This window comes from Ochrobactrum sp. SFR4 (assembly GCF_019730395.1).
In the GTDB taxonomy this organism is placed as follows: domain Bacteria; phylum Pseudomonadota; class Alphaproteobacteria; order Rhizobiales; family Rhizobiaceae; genus Pseudochrobactrum.
Window position 1 is genome coordinate 1 of sequence record NZ_JAAPBB010000025.1, and the last position, 16,821, is coordinate 16,821.

13 protein-coding genes are annotated in these 16,821 nt (G+C 49.1%); 10 read left to right on the top strand and 3 right to left on the bottom strand.

Annotated elements, in window-relative coordinates; all coding sequences use genetic code 11:
• Positions 1-323 precede the first annotated feature (323 nt).
• Entirely contained in the window at positions 324-641 is a 318-nt protein-coding gene (locus HBA93_RS16870; RefSeq protein WP_221724045.1) for a hypothetical protein, read from the bottom strand.
• Between the two features lie 138 nt (positions 642-779).
• Here HBA93_RS16870 and HBA93_RS16875 point away from each other — a divergent pair, with 138 nt between their 5' ends.
• From HBA93_RS16875 to HBA93_RS16885, 3 genes are all read left to right on the top strand, one after another.
• The gene (locus tag HBA93_RS16875; RefSeq protein ID WP_221724046.1) at positions 780-1,283 is read left to right on the top strand and encodes an RNA polymerase sigma factor; all 504 of its coding nucleotides are present in this window, start codon (positions 780-782) and stop codon (positions 1,281-1,283) included.
• 70 nt (positions 1,284-1,353) lie between these two features.
• Positions 1,354-2,316, top strand: coding sequence for a FecR family protein (locus HBA93_RS16880; protein ID WP_221724047.1), 963 nt, complete (start codon positions 1,354-1,356; stop codon positions 2,314-2,316).
• A gap of 180 nt (positions 2,317-2,496) precedes the next feature.
• Positions 2,497-5,166: a TonB-dependent receptor gene (locus HBA93_RS16885; protein ID WP_221724048.1), complete on the top strand. Its 2,670-nt coding sequence runs from the start codon at positions 2,497-2,499 to the stop codon at positions 5,164-5,166.
• 813 nt (positions 5,167-5,979) lie between these two features.
• On the opposite strand, the gene HBA93_RS16890 is transcribed toward HBA93_RS16885, so the two are convergent.
• On the bottom strand, positions 5,980-6,816 hold the full coding sequence (locus HBA93_RS16890) for a GNAT family N-acetyltransferase (protein ID WP_221724049.1): 837 nt from the start codon (positions 6,814-6,816) through the stop codon (positions 5,980-5,982).
• A gap of 324 nt (positions 6,817-7,140) precedes the next feature.
• Here HBA93_RS16890 and HBA93_RS16895 point away from each other — a divergent pair, with 324 nt between their 5' ends.
• The 7 genes from HBA93_RS16895 to HBA93_RS16925 all read left to right on the top strand — a co-directional run bounded on the left by HBA93_RS16895 (position 7,141) and on the right by HBA93_RS16925 (position 15,629).
• Positions 7,141-8,292, top strand: a complete 1,152-nt coding sequence (locus HBA93_RS16895; protein ID WP_221724050.1) for an extracellular solute-binding protein — start codon at positions 7,141-7,143, stop codon at positions 8,290-8,292.
• Positions 8,293-8,405: 113 nt separating this feature from the next.
• Entirely contained in the window at positions 8,406-9,485 is a 1,080-nt protein-coding gene (locus tag HBA93_RS16900; protein ID WP_221724051.1) for an ABC transporter ATP-binding protein, read from the top strand.
• Positions 9,478-10,359: an ABC transporter permease gene (locus HBA93_RS16905; RefSeq protein WP_221724052.1), complete on the top strand. Its 882-nt coding sequence runs from the start codon at positions 9,478-9,480 to the stop codon at positions 10,357-10,359. Before HBA93_RS16900 ends, HBA93_RS16905 begins: the two co-directional genes overlap by 8 nt.
• Entirely contained in the window at positions 10,356-11,219 is an 864-nt protein-coding gene (locus HBA93_RS16910) for an ABC transporter permease (protein ID WP_221724053.1), read from the top strand. The genes HBA93_RS16905 and HBA93_RS16910 overlap by 4 nt, the downstream gene beginning before the upstream one ends.
• A gap of 231 nt (positions 11,220-11,450) precedes the next feature.
• Positions 11,451-13,121 carry a formate--tetrahydrofolate ligase gene (locus HBA93_RS16915; RefSeq protein ID WP_221724054.1) on the top strand — a complete coding sequence of 557 codons (1,671 nt, stop codon included), beginning with the start codon at positions 11,451-11,453 and terminating at the stop codon, positions 13,119-13,121.
• Positions 13,122-13,486: 365 nt separating this feature from the next.
• Positions 13,487-14,620 (top strand): AMP-binding protein, encoded by a 1,134-nt coding sequence (locus HBA93_RS16920; protein WP_221724055.1) that lies wholly within the window; start codon positions 13,487-13,489, stop codon positions 14,618-14,620.
• A gap of 445 nt (positions 14,621-15,065) precedes the next feature.
• Positions 15,066-15,629 carry a nucleoside/nucleotide kinase family protein gene (locus HBA93_RS16925; protein ID WP_353619382.1) on the top strand — a complete coding sequence of 188 codons (564 nt, stop codon included), beginning with the start codon at positions 15,066-15,068 and terminating at the stop codon, positions 15,627-15,629.
• Positions 15,630-15,799: 170 nt separating this feature from the next.
• On the opposite strand, the gene HBA93_RS16930 is transcribed toward HBA93_RS16925, so the two are convergent.
• The gene (locus HBA93_RS16930) at positions 15,800-16,798 is read right to left on the bottom strand and encodes a serine hydrolase (RefSeq protein WP_353619383.1); all 999 of its coding nucleotides are present in this window, start codon (positions 16,796-16,798) and stop codon (positions 15,800-15,802) included.
• Positions 16,799-16,821 lie beyond the last annotated feature (23 nt).

Sequence of the window (16,821 nt, forward strand, 5' to 3'; positions counted from 1 at the left end):
ATAGAGCTATCATGAGCCGAAAATCCTCTCTTCTCAATTAACACTGTTTTGTCTCAAGGGCGCTGATGTCGGACAATCTATAAGCCGGTTACGCTGTTTGATGCTTTTGTCAGCTATAAATTGCGTGAAGATGCCGTGTTGAATGCGTCGGTTCAGAATATCGGGAACCGTTATTATCTGGATCCGCTGGCACAAAGTTTTATGCCGGCACCAGGGCGAACCTACCGCGCCGGTTTCTCGGTAAAATTCTGATGCAAAAATGCGCCCTTTCTGCAGAAAGGGCGCATTTTTTATTCCTCAATTATTGTTATCTGCAAATGAAATCAGCGGCTACTTCTTGAGATAAATCCCCGACAGTTTTCCATCAAATCCGTCAAGATTTTGAGCTGATAATCAAATACGAGAATTTCACCCTTACCGCGCTTTATAAAGCCGTCTTGCTTCATAAATTTGCTGACGCGTTGGGTTTCTTGGTATTTTTGCCTGCAGGTTGATGCAGGTGTTACTCTTTGGATAAAGAAAGTGCCGTCGCTGAGCGGAATTGGCGGTGTTGAATACTGAGCATCTTTTTCTGCTTCAGTGGTTGTACATCCTGCTACAGATACCAAGACAAAACTAAACATAAATCGACGGAAATACACAAGTACCCTCTGGAGTTGATTTAAATATGATTGATTTTATCATATTATAGATGTAATGAAAATTTTAAAGAGGCATTGCGCACAGTCAGCTGGCAGATTGCACAAGCCGGAAGTTTCACAACAGAAAGCTAGACTTCATTGGGCTGGGATATTCAAAACCTGTTTCGGAGTCACGCAAGGGGTATTGCCAGTTCCCTGCGCCGCCGTGGTTTGAATAATGAAACTGCTGCAGATCTTACGCAGGACACATTCGTGCGTGTTCTGACAACACCGCCGCCCGCTGCCACCGGAAACTTCAATCCGAAAGCATATTTGTATAAAATCTCACGCAATCTCGGCACCAATTATCAAAAGCGTGAAGCGCTGATAACGACCGTAACAATTGACGATGCAAGTGTGCCGGAGATCGCGGATCAAAAGCCTTCGCCGGAAGATATTGTGCATTCACGGCAATGCTTACTGCAGACCTATAATGCACTGGCAGAATTGCCGGAGCGTACACGGCAGGCGTTTGAGATGCACCGTCTGGGCGAAAGAACAGTTGCTGAAATCGGTGAAGAGCTTGGTATATCCACCTCGAGAGCATGGGCACTCATTCGTGATGCCTATAAACATATCCTGTCCCGTGTAGACGCATTCTGAAACTCGGCATAAACAGGATGCACTGAAAAATCGTGCGCTGCCTTTAAAAACTGATACGAAATGGACCGGAATGAGCGAGCCGCATACAGATCAAAACCAGTTGCTTGATGAGGCGATTGATCTGGTTATCCGGCTTCAGAATGATCCGGATAATGCTGTATCCGGCGATATGATCCGCGCATGGCGGGCAAGAAGCCCGCTCCATGAGAAAATCTGGCTCCGTATTGATAAGGCCCATGGCGCATCGGGTGCGATTTTATCTCATCAGCGCCGTGAAGAACGCCGGAAAAATATCGGTCTGTCACGCCGTCAGTTTATGATCGGCGGTCCGGCTTTGCTGGCGGCAGGCGGGTTGTCTTATTCCTTTGGTAAAGAGCTGTTGTTGCGCGCGCAGGCTGATTATATCACCGCAAAAGGTGAAATGGCGCAGATCACACTGCCTGACGACAGTCTTGTGACACTAGGGCCGGACAGTGCAATTCAGCTTGCCTATGGCTCCGACCACCGTGAGGTTAAATTGCTGCGCGGTATGGGCTTTTTTGAAGTCAAACCGGATAAAAGCAAACCATTTTCAGTTTTGTCAGACACTGTTCGTGTGACGGCACTGGGTACTGCTTTTGATGTTTCCAATGATGCGGGCGTTATCGCAGTGTCTGTTGATCATGGCGTTGTTGAAATGCAATCACCCGATGCTGCGCTGGGGGCAGGCAAGCGCCTTGAACAAGGCCAATGGATTAATTTTGATCAGACGACGCAAACCATTGATCAGGGTGTGCGCGAGGCTGAACAAATCGCGGCATGGCGAGATAAGCTGATCATTGCCGAGAGAGAAACGGTTGCGGTGCTAGTTACCCGCATCGGTCGCTGGATGCCCGGACGCATTATCATGGCCAGCCCGACTACCGGCGCGCAACGGGTCAGCGGTGTATATGATCTGACCGATCCGCTCCGTGCATTGGAAGCTGTGGTGCATCCGACCGGTGCGCAGGTGCGCCAGTTATCGTCTTTGGTCACTATTATTACGCCGATTTAAAAAATATGAGTAAAAAAGTAAAAATATTGCAACCCCGATTGTATTACTTTCAGGGTCGCATTTCTTCATCGACAGAAAGCACGATCCTTCAGGAAATTTGCCAAGAAATTTGCATTGACGGAGAGTGCGCCGATGGGGTCCGGAACTTACAAAAATACTTTTAAAAACTGCACGCGCAGAATGCTGTCTACGACATTCATACTGACTGCGGGTGTCAGTTTAGCAGGCATCAGCCCGAGCGCATTTGCACAAACACAGGCACAAACCAGTTTCTCTGTGCCTGCCGGTTCACTGACACAAGCTCTGACTGTTTTCGGCAGGCAGTCCGGTTTGCAGATCACGTATCTGGCTTCGGTCGCTGCGGGTAAAACATCCAAAGGCGTTTCCGGAAATGTCAGCCGCGAGCAGGCTTTATCCAGTATTTTGCAGGGCTCCGGCCTGACTTATTCTTTCCCGAATGCGACCACCGTTGCAATCACTCAGCCTAATGAAGTCAGCAATGGCGCAGCTGCCGCAGATGGCTCACTGGTGCTCAACACAATCACCATCAGCAGCGGCGGTGTTATTGGCAGTCATGATGATACTTATACAACTGCGGGTTCGGTCAGTTACGTTTCAGCGCAAGAAATAGAGCAACGACGCGGCACATCGGCAGGCGACTTTATTGCAGGCATACCAGGCGTTCTGAACGGCGATACCCGCAACTCCGGTGCTATTGATGTGAATATTCGCGGCTTACAGGGACAAGGCCGCGTTCCGGTGGTTATTGACGGTGCCACACAAGAGCAGACCGTCTATCGCGGTTATAATGGTGCACGCTCCGGCAGCTATGTCGATCCCGATTTTATTGGCGAGGTTTCTGTAGAAAAAGGCCCGAGTGCCGGTGTGGACGGCTCCGGTGCGATTGGTGGTGTTGTGCGTATGCGCACTCTGAACGCCGGCGATATTCTGCTGCCGGATCGCCAGTTCGGTGTCCGCATACGTGGTGGTTTCAATACAAACAGCACCACGCCACCGGATGTGCTGACGCCAGGCGGTATGGCTGGTGGTTCTTATCAGGCCGGAAAACAACCGACCACCCGTGACGGCGGCAATATGGATCGCCCGGGTTTTCTTGATCCGACAGGCGGCAACGGCAGTATCGCTGCGGCTTTCACGACAGACTATATTGATGTTGTGGGTGCCTATGCGAAGCGTAAAAACGGCAATTATTTTGCAGGTAAAAAAGGTGACGGACAACCCTATTTCGTTGACCGCACCACAGATCCGGATTTCCCGAATATTGGCTATGAAGGACTGTCGCCCTGGAAGGGCGGAGAAGAAGTTCTCAATACGTCGATGGAAAATGAGTCCGTTCTTCTGAAAAGCAATATCCGCTTTGGCGATGATCACGCGCTTGAGCTCAGCTATATGAGCTATAGCAGCGAGTTCGGTGAAATTATGCCAACCCGGTTGGGCACACATACCAGTGCTATTGGCGGTTTTCAGTCTGAGCCGGACACACTTGATCTTAAAACCTACAATGCCCGTTATAAATGGACGCCGGATAACGATTTCATCAATCTGAAAATTAACGCATTTCGTACGGATATGGATCACCGTGCCACAAATCTGCTGACACTGTTTGGTACAACCACGACATCTGTGCACTATGCGCAGACAATTCGTGATGGCATTACCGTATCGAATGAAAGCAAGCTTGACTTTATTCCCGGTGAGTTCCGACTGGAATATGGTGGTGGCTGGCAGCGTGAAACTGTGGGACTGCCCAAAAATCTGGATGACCAGAAGTGGGTGATTGATCATTTAGAGTTTCCGCCCCGTTCCGGTAAACGGACGGAGAAAAATCTGTTTGTTAACGGAACATGGGAAATTACACCACAATGGACCGCAACAGCGGGTCTGCGCTATTCGGATTTCCGCACGTCGGATGATAATTACAGCCTTCGTGCAACCGGCAACTGGCCGAATTTCTCCTATGATCTGATACCGGGGCAAGTGAGCCATGTGACGGGGAATGGCTGGTCAAAAAATGCTTCATTGAGCTGGGAGCCGATCACAGATCTGCAACTTTACGGCCGTTATTCCGATACGATGCGTATGCCGAGTATTTTTGAAACACTGAAGGGGTTCTCAACGGCCTATTTGCCATTGGATATCAAACCGGAACAGGCACGCACTTTCGAGCTTGGTGCTAATAAAACATTTGAAGATTTCACCGGCAATGATGATCGTCTGAGATTGCACGCAGCCTATTACAATAATCACATTGATGATTATCTGACCCGCTCCAACATCATTTATAAAAATCCGGTTTTTGGTAATATTTGGGGTCTGGGAATGACCAATCTGGATTATGCCAAGATGACCGGTTTTGAGCTGAGTGCCGATTATCAGATCGGAAACCTCACCGCTAAACTGGGCTGGAACCATGCTATCACATCGCTGTTTTGTGCACATCCGGGCTCATTGTGGAAACAGGATAATCTTTGCAGCGAGGGCGGCTTTACCAATAGCTACGCTCTTCAGCATGTGCCGCCTAAAGATACGGTCTCGGCAGAATTTGCTTATAAAATGCTGGAAGACCGCCTGACTTTGGGTACCCGTATTTCCTATTATTCTCATCGTTTTGCCGAAAGCAAAGCCGAAACAACATCAGAAATCCAGCCGGGCAAATGGCGCCCGTATACGCTGGTGGATGTTTATGGCAGTTATGCATTCAATGAGGCGACAAGACTTGATTTTGCAATCGATAACCTGACTGACCAATATTATATGGATGCTCTGAATGCCTCGCTGATGCCGGCACCCGGCCGTACTTTCCGTATGAATATGACGGCTAAATTTTAAACCTGCGTCGCAAATTTTCACCTCTTCCGCGCTATGACGTCTTGACTATGTATAGTTGGGAAGGGGGGGCAGTGAATTGTCTTACCCGCTTCGCGCCGACCTGTTTTCCTTCACGCGGGCGTGGCAATTGTGTCGACGAAACACAAATTTGTTGTTGTGGCTCTTGCTTCAATGAAAAGAGTAGGCCGCCAGCGGCTCTTCTTGTTTTCTGCAGAGGGGAAAGACCGGCTTATGCCTCTGTAACAAGAACTTAGTCCGTATGACCTTTTGGACACCGTGTGAAAGGATGCGCTCAATCTGTCAGTATTGAGGAACACACCATGGTGGTGTGAACAACATGATATTGGAGAGGGCAGGGATAAAGTGTTTTATGTCGGCTGCGCGGAAAAGGGAAAACCGGAGAAAATTTTATGACCGTTTATACAGACACCACCCGTTTCGACGCCTGTGCCATGACCGAAGACGAAATGTTGAAAGTTGCTCTGATCGGTTTAAGCCGATCCCGACAATTGAACTCCTACACGATTGACAAAAGAGAGCTTTGTGCCTGTCGGAGCCAAGCAGTCACGCACACGGATAGAAGGGAAGGCCGAGTTTACAAAACATCTCACTTGCCTGCGCCGCATCGATGACGGCAAAACCTATTCGATTCATGAGAAAGTCTTCGCATGGGTACGGCTGACACTTCAGCAAACGACCCAAACCGCGCCGCCATGTGGATCAATCTCAATAGGATAAAAGACCACAATGTAGAGGCGGAGCCGGTCAGCAAGTGAAGTTCCATATCATCATAGACATCATGCTTTGTGCTACTCAGTAGTCGAGATGCAATTCCATCTCCAGTTGAGTAAAGTCTGATTGCAGCCAGCCGCTGGAGATCAGGAATTTGGCGGCTTGTGAAGCAGGCAAAATGGCGGGAATGGTCCAGGACTTATTCGGGAAATGGCCAAGCAGGCTTGCCATAAAAAGCCGGCCAACCCCATTTAGCCGCTTTGCGGGATGAACAGCGAATGCCAGAAGCCGTGCGACTTGTCCAGATGCGTCCACAAGCGCAGCAGCGGTTTCGTCGGGCGTCTGGAACGCTTTGATCGGGGCGCTGGCGCCTGCAAAGCAAATCGGAGCGGTCTGCCAGCTCATATCGCGCGGATAGGAGCCGATGAGCAAAGGCAGGGTCACATCCGTAGAGGACGGAATTGCCCCGTTCTTCGGCCCGGCCGGATCGTGCATATAGCCCACGAGGGTCCGCCGACGTTTAAAGCCGGCCTTCTCATAAGTTGATATCGCCTTTTCGTTGGTTTCGATCACTTCGAGGACCATTCGGTCATCGCCACGAGCACGGGCGCCCGCAATTGCATGGGCAACGGCGTGCTTGCCAATGCCAGCTCCTCTCAAATGCTTGACTACTCCGAGCGCCGCGATACGGCTGACATTGCCGCGCCGAGCAATCAAGAGAATGCCTATGGTCTCCTGTCCCCGTGTCAACAGCTGGCTCGAAACGAGGTCGATGTTCTCCGCCTGGATGCGACGGGCAAGCGATACAGGATCGAAAGAAACCGGCACGATATAGCCTTCATACGCCATATTGAGCACATCACATGCTTGAATGAGCGAAGCATCTGCGAGGGAGTGAAATGACAAATTGTTGGTCAATTTTGTTCTAGCCTATTTGGATCATTGATAAGGAACCAGCATAACATCTTCGATTAGAATTTGCGTACCTGACCGCGATACGTGTCTTGGACCGCATGTTTGATGAAGTCTGTTATATGGTCTGGTTTCATAAGGTTTATTATGGAACTTATTGATGCGAAGCAGACTGCCAAACATGATATTACCGCTAATAAGCATCATAAAATGTTCAAATAGTTTTAAAAAAATCACAAGAAACCGTCACTGAACTGTTATCTGCCACTGTTAGGTGCCTGCTCAAATAACCCGATGAGATGAATTTCATCTTCAACAGGAGAGCGCCTGATGGCCTTTGATAATAAGACATCCACCCATACTGCACTCCCGCTCAGCCGCCGTACATTTCTGCGTGGTACAGCCGCCACTGCCTTGAGCATGCCGTTTGTTATGCGTGCCGGTGACGCTCTGTCCTCTTCGGGCACGCTGCGTATTGCTGCCTGGGCCGGTTATGTCTCGCCGGAAATGCTTGCTGCTTTTGAAAAAGCCACCGGCATCAAAGCCACTTACACCGCTTACGGCACCAATGATGAAATTCTCAACCTGATGAAAGTTAATCAGGGTCAGGGTTTCGATGTCATCTGGCCGGCGCTTGACCGCGTACCGAATTATGTTGAAGCCTCGCTCATCGCACCGATTGATGAGAGCAAAGTTGAATGGGATCGTTGCATCGACAGCGCTTTGAAGAGTTCTGAAAAACTCGGCGCGGTTGTTGATGGCAAGCGCTATCAGGTGCCAACTGATTGGGGCACGGAAGCCATTGCTTTCAATACAGAAAAATCGCCGCTTGTTTATGGCGAAGCATCTTATAGCGACCTGTGGAAGCCGGAAATGGCGGGCAAAGCCACGGTTCGCGGTCATTCCGCACTTGTTGGTCTCGGCTTGTGGCTGGAAGCGGAAGGCAAACTGCCTCGTCCGCTGCTGGAAAGCTTTGCCAGCGAAGAAGCGATGCGTGCCAATTATGATGTGATCCTTAAAGAAGCAATTGCCCGTAAGGGTAATATTGCTCAGTTCTGGGCAAACCAGAATGAAGCGCAAGGCGCTTTCCTCACCAATGGTTGCATTATCGGTCAGACATGGGATTCAACTGCCGCCGGCCTTAAAGAACAGGGCCAGCCGGTCAGCTATATCTCGCCGAAAGAAGGCGCACTGGCATGGATGGAAGGTGTGTCACTTCCGGTTGGTGCCGAGAATATTGATCAGGCTTATGCTTTCATGAACTGGATGCTCACACCGGAAGCCGGTGCGATGTATGCAAGCCATGCCAAGGTTAATACCACCGCTAAGGGTGCTGAAGCGCTGTTGCCGGAAGCTGACAAAGCCTTCTTTGCCGCTGCCTATCCTAAAGATGCACTGGACAAGCTGTGGTGGTGGCCAATTCAGGAAAGCTGGTTTGTCGAACTGCGCTCTGAATATCAGGATCAGTTCCTCGGCGCATAAACCGGATAACAGATACGTTTGCCTGTATCTGTGAAAACCTCCTCGCCTTTCTGCTAAACGCCGGTTTGCACATAAAACTGCAAACCGGCGTCATTTAAAAATGAGAATTCCCTATGACAAACGCAGTCCGTCTTCAGAGTGTTGAGATGCGATTTGGCGCAACAACAGCCGTAAAATCGATGTCTCTGGATGTTCGCTCCGGCGAGTTTTTCTCCATTCTGGGGCCTTCCGGTTGCGGAAAAACGACACTGCTGCGTATGGTTTCGGGTTTTTTGCAGCCGAGTTCCGGCAAAATCCTGATTAATGGTCAGGATATGACCCATGTTCCGGCCAATCGCCGCCCGACAGCAATGATTTTTCAGTCTTTGGCGCTGTTTCCGCTGATGCCGGTCTGGGAAAATATCGCCTTTGGTCTTGAAGTGCGCGGTGTCAGCAAGGCGCAGCGCCGCCGTGAGGCTGACCGCCTTCTGGAGTTGATTGCCCTGCCCGGCTACGGCGATCGTATGCCCCATGAATTATCGGGCGGGCAGCGCCAGCGTGTCGCCATTGCCCGCGCTCTGGCTATTGAGCCGCAGGTGTTGCTGCTGGATGAACCATTGTCCGCGCTTGATCTGAAACTGCGCCAGCATATGCGTGCCGAGCTTCGTGAGTTACAAAAACGTACCGGTGTGACTTTCATTTATATCACCCATGATCAGTCTGAAGCCCTTGCCATGTCAGACCGCATTGCGGTGATGAATGCCGGTCGCTTGCAGCAGGTCGGCGCACCAATCGACCTTTACACCAAGCCTGCGACCTCATTTGTCGCTGAATTTGTCGGCGAAAATAATATTGTCTCCGGTACTGTCGTCGATACATTTGACGATTTTGTAGTGCTGGAAGGTATCCATGGTCGTTTTATCGGCCGTCGTGGTGCAGTCTTGCAGCGCAACCAGAAAGCGCGTCTCTATGTGCGCCCTGAAGCGCTGACACTGGATGCGGACGACGAAGACAACAAACTTACGGTTGTCTCAAAACGCTTTGATTTTGAAGGCTCTTTTGCCACTGCACATACAGTTCTGCCTCACGAACAATCCCCTTTAAATATGCAGGTCACCATACCGCATAAGAAACTGCATCAGGTGCCGGAAATTGGTTGCAGCTTTACAACCGGCTTCTCCAAACAGGATGCGGTGGTACTGGCACATGACTGAGATCTATCAACGCTTTGGCAAAATACTTGGTACAATTTTCATCGCCATTGTTACCTTCTGGCTGCTGTGTCTGGTGCTGATCCCTAATCTGACGATGCTGGATTTTGCGCTGCGTCCGAACCTGCCGCCTTCACAACTGGGCGGTGAAAAAGACGTCTATTCCGCTGATAATTTTCTCTATTTGTGGAATCACCGCAGTCACAGTGCGATTTTTCTGAAAACAATTTGGTCGAGCGCTTTTGTGACGCTGACCACTTTTGTGCTGTGCTATCCGCTGGCCTATTGGCTGGCGCAGGTTGCCAGCATGCGCAAAACTGCGTTTGTGCTCATTGTTCTCATGATCCCTTACATGATGAACGAAGTGCTGCGCGGGCTGGCATGGTTTATCATTCTGGCTTTTGAAGGCCCGTTGAACGCGATCCTGCTTAGCCTCGGTCTGCTGGATGAGCCGGTGCGTTGGTATGGTGACGGCGGTGTGCTGGCCGGTATGGCCTATGCATATCTGCTGTTTATGCTGTTCCCGATGTATAATTTGATCAGCACACTCGACCATGCCCAGATTGATGCTGCACATGATATGGGCGCCAGTGCATGGCGTATTCATCGCCGCATTGTGCTGCCGCATGCAAAGGTCGGCATTGCAACAGGCTGTGTCTTCACCTTCATGCTCTCCGCAGGCAGCTATATGGCTCCTGCCCTTCTCGGAGCACCCGGCAGCCGTTGGTTTACCCAACTAATTTATGACTGGTTCTTTGAAAGCGGCAACTGGAACCGCGGTGCAGCCTATGCAGTCACCCTGCTGGTTCTGTGTATGTTTGTGGTGCTGGGTACATTACGCCTGTTCCGTGTTAATCTTGCGAGTGCTGTCAAATGAGCCATGTTCAGTCCTTTGCCAATCAACCGGCAAGTCACAATCAGCGCTTTTATCAGCCGACATGGTTGCAACGCCTCAGCGACAGACTGCCCCGCATTGGTTTTGCGCTCTATATGCTGCTGTTTTTTACTTATCTAATGCTGCCGCTTGGTATCCTTGCGGCGGCTACATTTAACAGCAGCAGCTTTCCCACGATTACGCCATGGCTTGGCACTACCCTTCAATGGGTGGATGCCATGTTTAAAGATACGCAGATGTGGACTGCATTGGGCAAATCCCTGCTGATTGCGGCAGGTGTAATAGCGATTTCTCTGCCAGTTGGCACTGCGGCCGCTCTTATTCTGACCAGCCTGCACGGTCGTTCGCGCAATTTTCTCTATGCTTTGATGGTTTCGCCACTGCTCACACCGGGTGTTGTGATCGGTATTGCCACATTGCTGTTCTGGCGTAAAACAGGGGTCAGCGGCGGCCTTTTCCTGACCATTCTGGCGCAATCCAGCTTCATTATTTCTTTTGTGATGCTGATGATTGCCGCGCGGTTGCAGCGATTTGACCGTACAATGGAAGATGCCGCGCTCAGTCTCGGTGCTTCCCGCGCCTATGTGTTCCGCCGTATTTTGCTGCCCTATCTGCGTCCGTCCTTGCTCGCAGCGTCATGTATCGCATTTCTGCAATCTTTTGAGAATTACAACACGACTTTGTTCGTACGCGGTACTGAAACGCCGCTGACAATTTTTATTGCAGCCAAAGTTCGTGCAGGCCTTACGCCTGCTGTTAATGCGCTGGGATTGACGATGATGATACTGACGATTGGTGGTGCAATCGTTTGGGAAATTTCCCGCCACAGAAAGCGCTCATGAGCAGTTGATTATGGACGTAGCTCAAAACATGCTACGCTTCGCCTGCTCTTCATTTTTATACCCGACACACAGTGTTTCCCTGTTGTTGGAGTGGCATCGGGGAACGTTTACAGAAAAACCGGGACTATCCATGAAATCTGTGATGCGATAAGAACGCGGAAGAGCGCGGTTTTCAAATTGGACGGGGATCAGTTATGGATAATAAAAGCTATTTTGCCACCGGAGTGTTCAATGTATTCTGATATTGAAATTGCCCGTGCTGCTCAAAAACGCCCGATCATTGAGATTGCCGCGAAGCTGAACCTCGGATCAGATGATCTGCTGCCTTATGGCCATGATAAAGCAAAACTGACCCATAATGTGGTGAACAGGCTTAAATCCGGTCGCAAGGGCAAGCTTATTCTGGTCACTTCGATCAATCCCACCCCTGCCGGAGAAGGCAAAACCACAACCTCCGTGGGGCTGGGCGATGCACTGAATAAAATCGGCAAAAAAACGGTTATTTGTTTGCGTGAACCGAGCCTCGGGCCAAATTTTGGCATGAAAGGCGGTGCGGCAGGCGGCGGAAAATCACAAGTTATTCCGATGGAAGATATTAATCTTCATTTTACCGGTGATTTTCACGCAATCAGCAGTGCTAATAATTTGCTCGCTGCAATGATCGACAACCATATCCATTGGGGAAACAGCTTAAGATTTGATACACGTCGTATCAGCTGGCGGCGCGTGGTTGATATGAATGACCGCGCATTGCGGGATATAACAGTTGCACTCGGCGGCCCTTCCAACGGTTATCCGCGTGAAGCCGGATTTGATATTTCGGTTGCTTCCGAGGTTATGGCGATCCTCTGTCTTGCGGAAGATCTGACCGATCTGAAAGCACGTCTGGCACGTATCATTGTTGGTTATAACCTTGATAAACAACCGATTACGGCTGCAGATCTGAAGGCCGACGGGGCGATGACGGCACTGCTGAAAGATGCATTGCAACCGAATTTGGTTCAGACGATTGAAAATAATCCCGTGCTTATTCACGGCGGGCCATTTGCCAATATTGCGCATGGCTGCAACAGTGTTATCGCGACGAAAACAGCGCTGGCACTTGGTGATTATGTGGTGACTGAGGCCGGATTTGGTGCCGATCTTGGTGCGGAAAAGTTTTTCAATATCAAATGCCGTAAAGCCGTACTCAGCCCCGATGCAGTGGTTGTTGTTGCAACAATCCGTGCATTGAAAATGAATGGCGGTGTGCCAAAAAGTGAGCTTGGCACCGGCAATGCAGAGGCTCTGAAAAAAGGATCGAGCAATCTGATCCGGCATATCCGCAATGTCCAGAAATTCGGTTTGCCGGTCGTGGTCGCTATCAACCACTTCATCACAGATACTGATGAAGAAATTGCCGTGCTCAATGATGTGTGCAATGAGGTTGGTGTTAAAGCAATTCTCTGCCGTCATTGGTCAGAAGGCGGTGCCGGCGCAGAAGACCTTGCCTATGAAGTGGCAAAACTCGCCGATCATAATGATGCCGAACTGCAGCTGCTTTATGAGGACAGCCTTCCCCTGTGGGAGAAAATCCAGACAGTAGCACGCGAAATCTATGGGGCGGAACAGGCCAGAGCAGAACCGGCAGTTCTGAAGCAGCTTGAGCAATGGGAACGCGACGGGTTCGGGCATCTGCCTGTCTGCATGGCAAAAACGCAGTATAGTTTTTCCGTTGATCCGACAGCCTTAGGCGCGCCTTCAGGCCATGTTGTGCCTGTTCGTGAAGTAAAACTGTCTGCCGGAGCCGGTTTCATCGTCGCCATTTGCGGGAACATTATGACCATGCCCGGTTTGCCGAGGACACCGGCGGCAGAACATATCGGGCTTAACCACAATAATGAAATTCAGGGTTTGTTTTAAATTCCTGCCCGTATGAGATCCGATGCTTGCCTGTGCGTTACACAGGCAGGTATTGAAAACGATAGGTCAGATACTGCACAATCCGGCCCAGACACTGAACCCTGTATATTGTGCAGTTTTATCTACGCAGTTTTTCCTGATAAAATCCTATATTCCGGTCAGGCTATGGTGTTTTACACGGCTGCCGTCCGATACTTTGTTATATTATTCTCATTTTTAAAAACCGTATCTCTGCAAAGCCTATTTAAGAGGCAATCCGGCCTTCTTTGAAACCGGAAACAGAGCAGACACAATACACACAGAAAATTTGTATTCACATAAATGTTACGCAACCGCCGCGCTCTCCGGAGTGAAGGATACAGTGGTTGGCATCATGTTCAAAAGTGTATTCAGCTTGGTTAAAGAGAGATATGAGGATGTCCGGGAACTACAACATATCTCTCAAATTTATAGAAACCTGCGTTAAATACAGTGAAAACCTGTTCTATTCTGACAGGTCGGCAAGCCTGACCTATGGTGAAATGCACACGATAGTTGCAAAACTCGCCGGCTTCATTTCTCAGGGAAACAATCTCAAAAAAGTAGGCATCCTCGGTACCAAAAGTCCGGAAGCCTATGCGGGCATTCTCGCGGCCGGCTATGCAGGCGCTACTTATGTACCGCTTAATCTGAAATGGACAGAGCTCAGAATTGTACAATTGCTCGAAGCATTGCAGCTGGACGCTCTCATTGTTGACAAGCAAGGACTTGCCCTGCTCACTCCGGCGGTTTTAAGTGCCGCGCCGGACATTATCATTGTGCCAAGTGACAAGGATATTCTCCCTGCCCGCCCTGCGCAAACAATCACTGAATTTTTAAGTATAAAAACAGATCAGCTTGCGGAACCGGCATTCGTCAGCAGACAAGATCTGGCCTATATTATCTTCACTTCCGGCACGACGGGGCTGCCGAAAGGTGTGATGATTTCAGCAGGCGCTCTTGAAAGTTATATAGAACAGACCAGACTTTGGACGCAATTTATCCCGCAGGACAGACTTGCCGAAACATGCGATATAACATTCGATTTAAGCGTCCATAATCTCTTTTTATGCGTTGATGCGGGTGCTTCATTGCATATTCTTTCATCACTGGAGATGCTGGCCCCAAGCCGCTTTATCCGTGAGCGCTCCATTACAGTCTGGATGTCTGTTCCCACTCTGGCAGCGATGATGCGTAAAAGCGGGGCTCTTAAGCCGGATAGTTTGCCGACACTCCGCTCGTCTGTTTTCTGCGGGGAGCCATTGCCGGCCGTGACTGTTGAGGCATGGTCGAAAGCAGCGCCTGACAGCACAATCGATAATATTTACGGACCGACTGAAGGAACGGTTATTTGTTTGCGTCATCGGGTGCAGTCTGATCCGGTTATAACTCCCGGCCGTGAGGTCAAGATACTCCTCATTTTTATCGGAAACCAAATAGCAGCCATGGCCAGACTTCATATTAATTTTATTAGAGCATAAATTATGTTCACCCATTATTATTCCCAATAATAAAGTATCATAAATGAAATTCATCTATTAATAAAAAATATTTAAGCGAAATAAGTATGATATAATTTTTATGAATGATTTAAATTTAATAATATTATACTATTAGTTGCCGTTATTTAAAAAAGCATCCTTCCGTGATCTGAGGATATACTGAAGTCAATGATTTAGAATATCAACTCCCAATTTATTATTATATTTCTTTGAATGAAATTGACCCATTCTGAGAATGTTGTATCGCAATGATATTGGCGTTAAGTCGAATTTGGCATCAGCTTTTACAAATCGATTTAATACCGATTTAGAACAATTTTACTTTTAAATATCTAGTAATAAAAATAGGTTTGGAATGTTCTCAAGGTCAGTAATTATCGATAATATTTCGAAACATATCAATTCGTTGTCAGGTCGAACACTTGTGGCGATAGACGGTGTAGACGGTGTAGACGGTTCAGGGAAAACTACATTTGCTGATGAACTTGCGCCAATAGTTGAACAGAGTGGTCGTCAGGTCATCCGCAGCAGTGTCGATGGCTTTCACAATCCCCGAGACGTAAGATATAATCGAGGCAAATGTGATCCTCACGGTTTTTTTTATGATTCATATAACTATGGCGACCTGCGTCAATTCCTCCTCGATCCGTTTAAATGCGGCGCGGGTACCGTCGATACAGCACGATTTGATCATCGCGTTGATCATGCGGTAAAAGTAACCAAGAGTGTTAGTCCTTCGGCTGTGCTTCTTTTGGATGGAATTTTCCTTCATCGAGAAGAGTTGAGAAACTGTTGGGATTTCAGCATATTTCTAGATGTTCCATTTGCTGTCTCTTACAGTCGTATGGCAATCAGAGATCAGTGCAACCCTGACCCTTTGTCGCCAGAAAATCACCGTTACTATGAGGGCCAAAACATTTATCTTCGCACTTGTACGCCAGCCCTACGCGCTTCCATTGTCATCGATAACTCAGCGTCCATTTTCTAGACGACGGCATAAACAAGCTATTTGAAAGCGTAATGATAGGGGTGAAGCCGGAAACCGAGAAATTCCGTGCCCTGATTAGGGTATACCTATACGGAAGTTGTCTTCATTCTGTGATTGATTATCAACTTACATGCGCCTGATAGCAAAACGCTCCGGCTTTCATTCTGGCTTTAATCCAGAACACGCAAAGCCGGCATGTTGCGCCCGTTCTGATGCAGGGTCAGCTTTGTGGCTTTTCCGTCTTCCACAGTGAAACTGATTTGTGCATCAACTTCACGCAGAAAAAATTTCGTATCGCTTTCAGGAAAGGCTGCAAAACGCTGCTGGCCGGTCAGCTGCAGAAATAACTGCCCCTTCTCTTCGGTTATGCTCATAATTGCGCCAGGGGCGAGCAGATATTGCCCGACATATATAGGTAGTTTTGCGGTATCAATCACAATAGCAGTTCGTATTGCAGGCTGAGGCAGAAGCTTTTGTTTGGTGTCCAGCAGATGGACGCCAATATCATCAATACCCGTGATGCTCTGGCGGTTGGATAAAACAATAACGCCATTACCATTATCGCGGTCAAAACCGGCGAAACTTTCAAATCCACCAGTCCGGCCATTATGCCAGACAATAGTACTGTGTGGGAGTTTTGTGACAATCAACCCAAGGCCGATCTTTTGTGCCTTCCCGCCGACAGATCGGGTATGTTCGGTCAATAAAGCAAAGGCAGGTTTAAGCGTGGTTTCCGTTTGTCCGGAAGCTGCAGCGATGAATTTGGCAAGATCGCTGGCTGAAGTGATAAGCGCGCCTGCCGGTGCAAATGCATCAAAATCCCAATGGCTCACCGGTTCTCCGTCTCTTCCATGGCCTGTTGCCATATCCGGCTGCGCATGAGTGGTCAAAGCCAGCACACTTTGTTTCATGTCCAGCGGATCAAAAATTTCTTCCTGAACCATCTGCGCATAAGAACGGCCATCAACATGTGTAATAACCTGCCCCAGCAGAGCTGTACCGGCATTGGAATAGGAGAAATCCACACCAACCGGCCGGTTCAGGCGGTAGGCCGCCAGCCATTTGAAAAGGCCTTCGCTGCCATATCCGGTATAAGGATTATTAATATCCGCGGCCTGTCCGACATCAGCGCCCTTGAGACAAAACAGTGTTAATTGAGAAGAGAGGATTTTCGGCTCATGATAGCTCTATC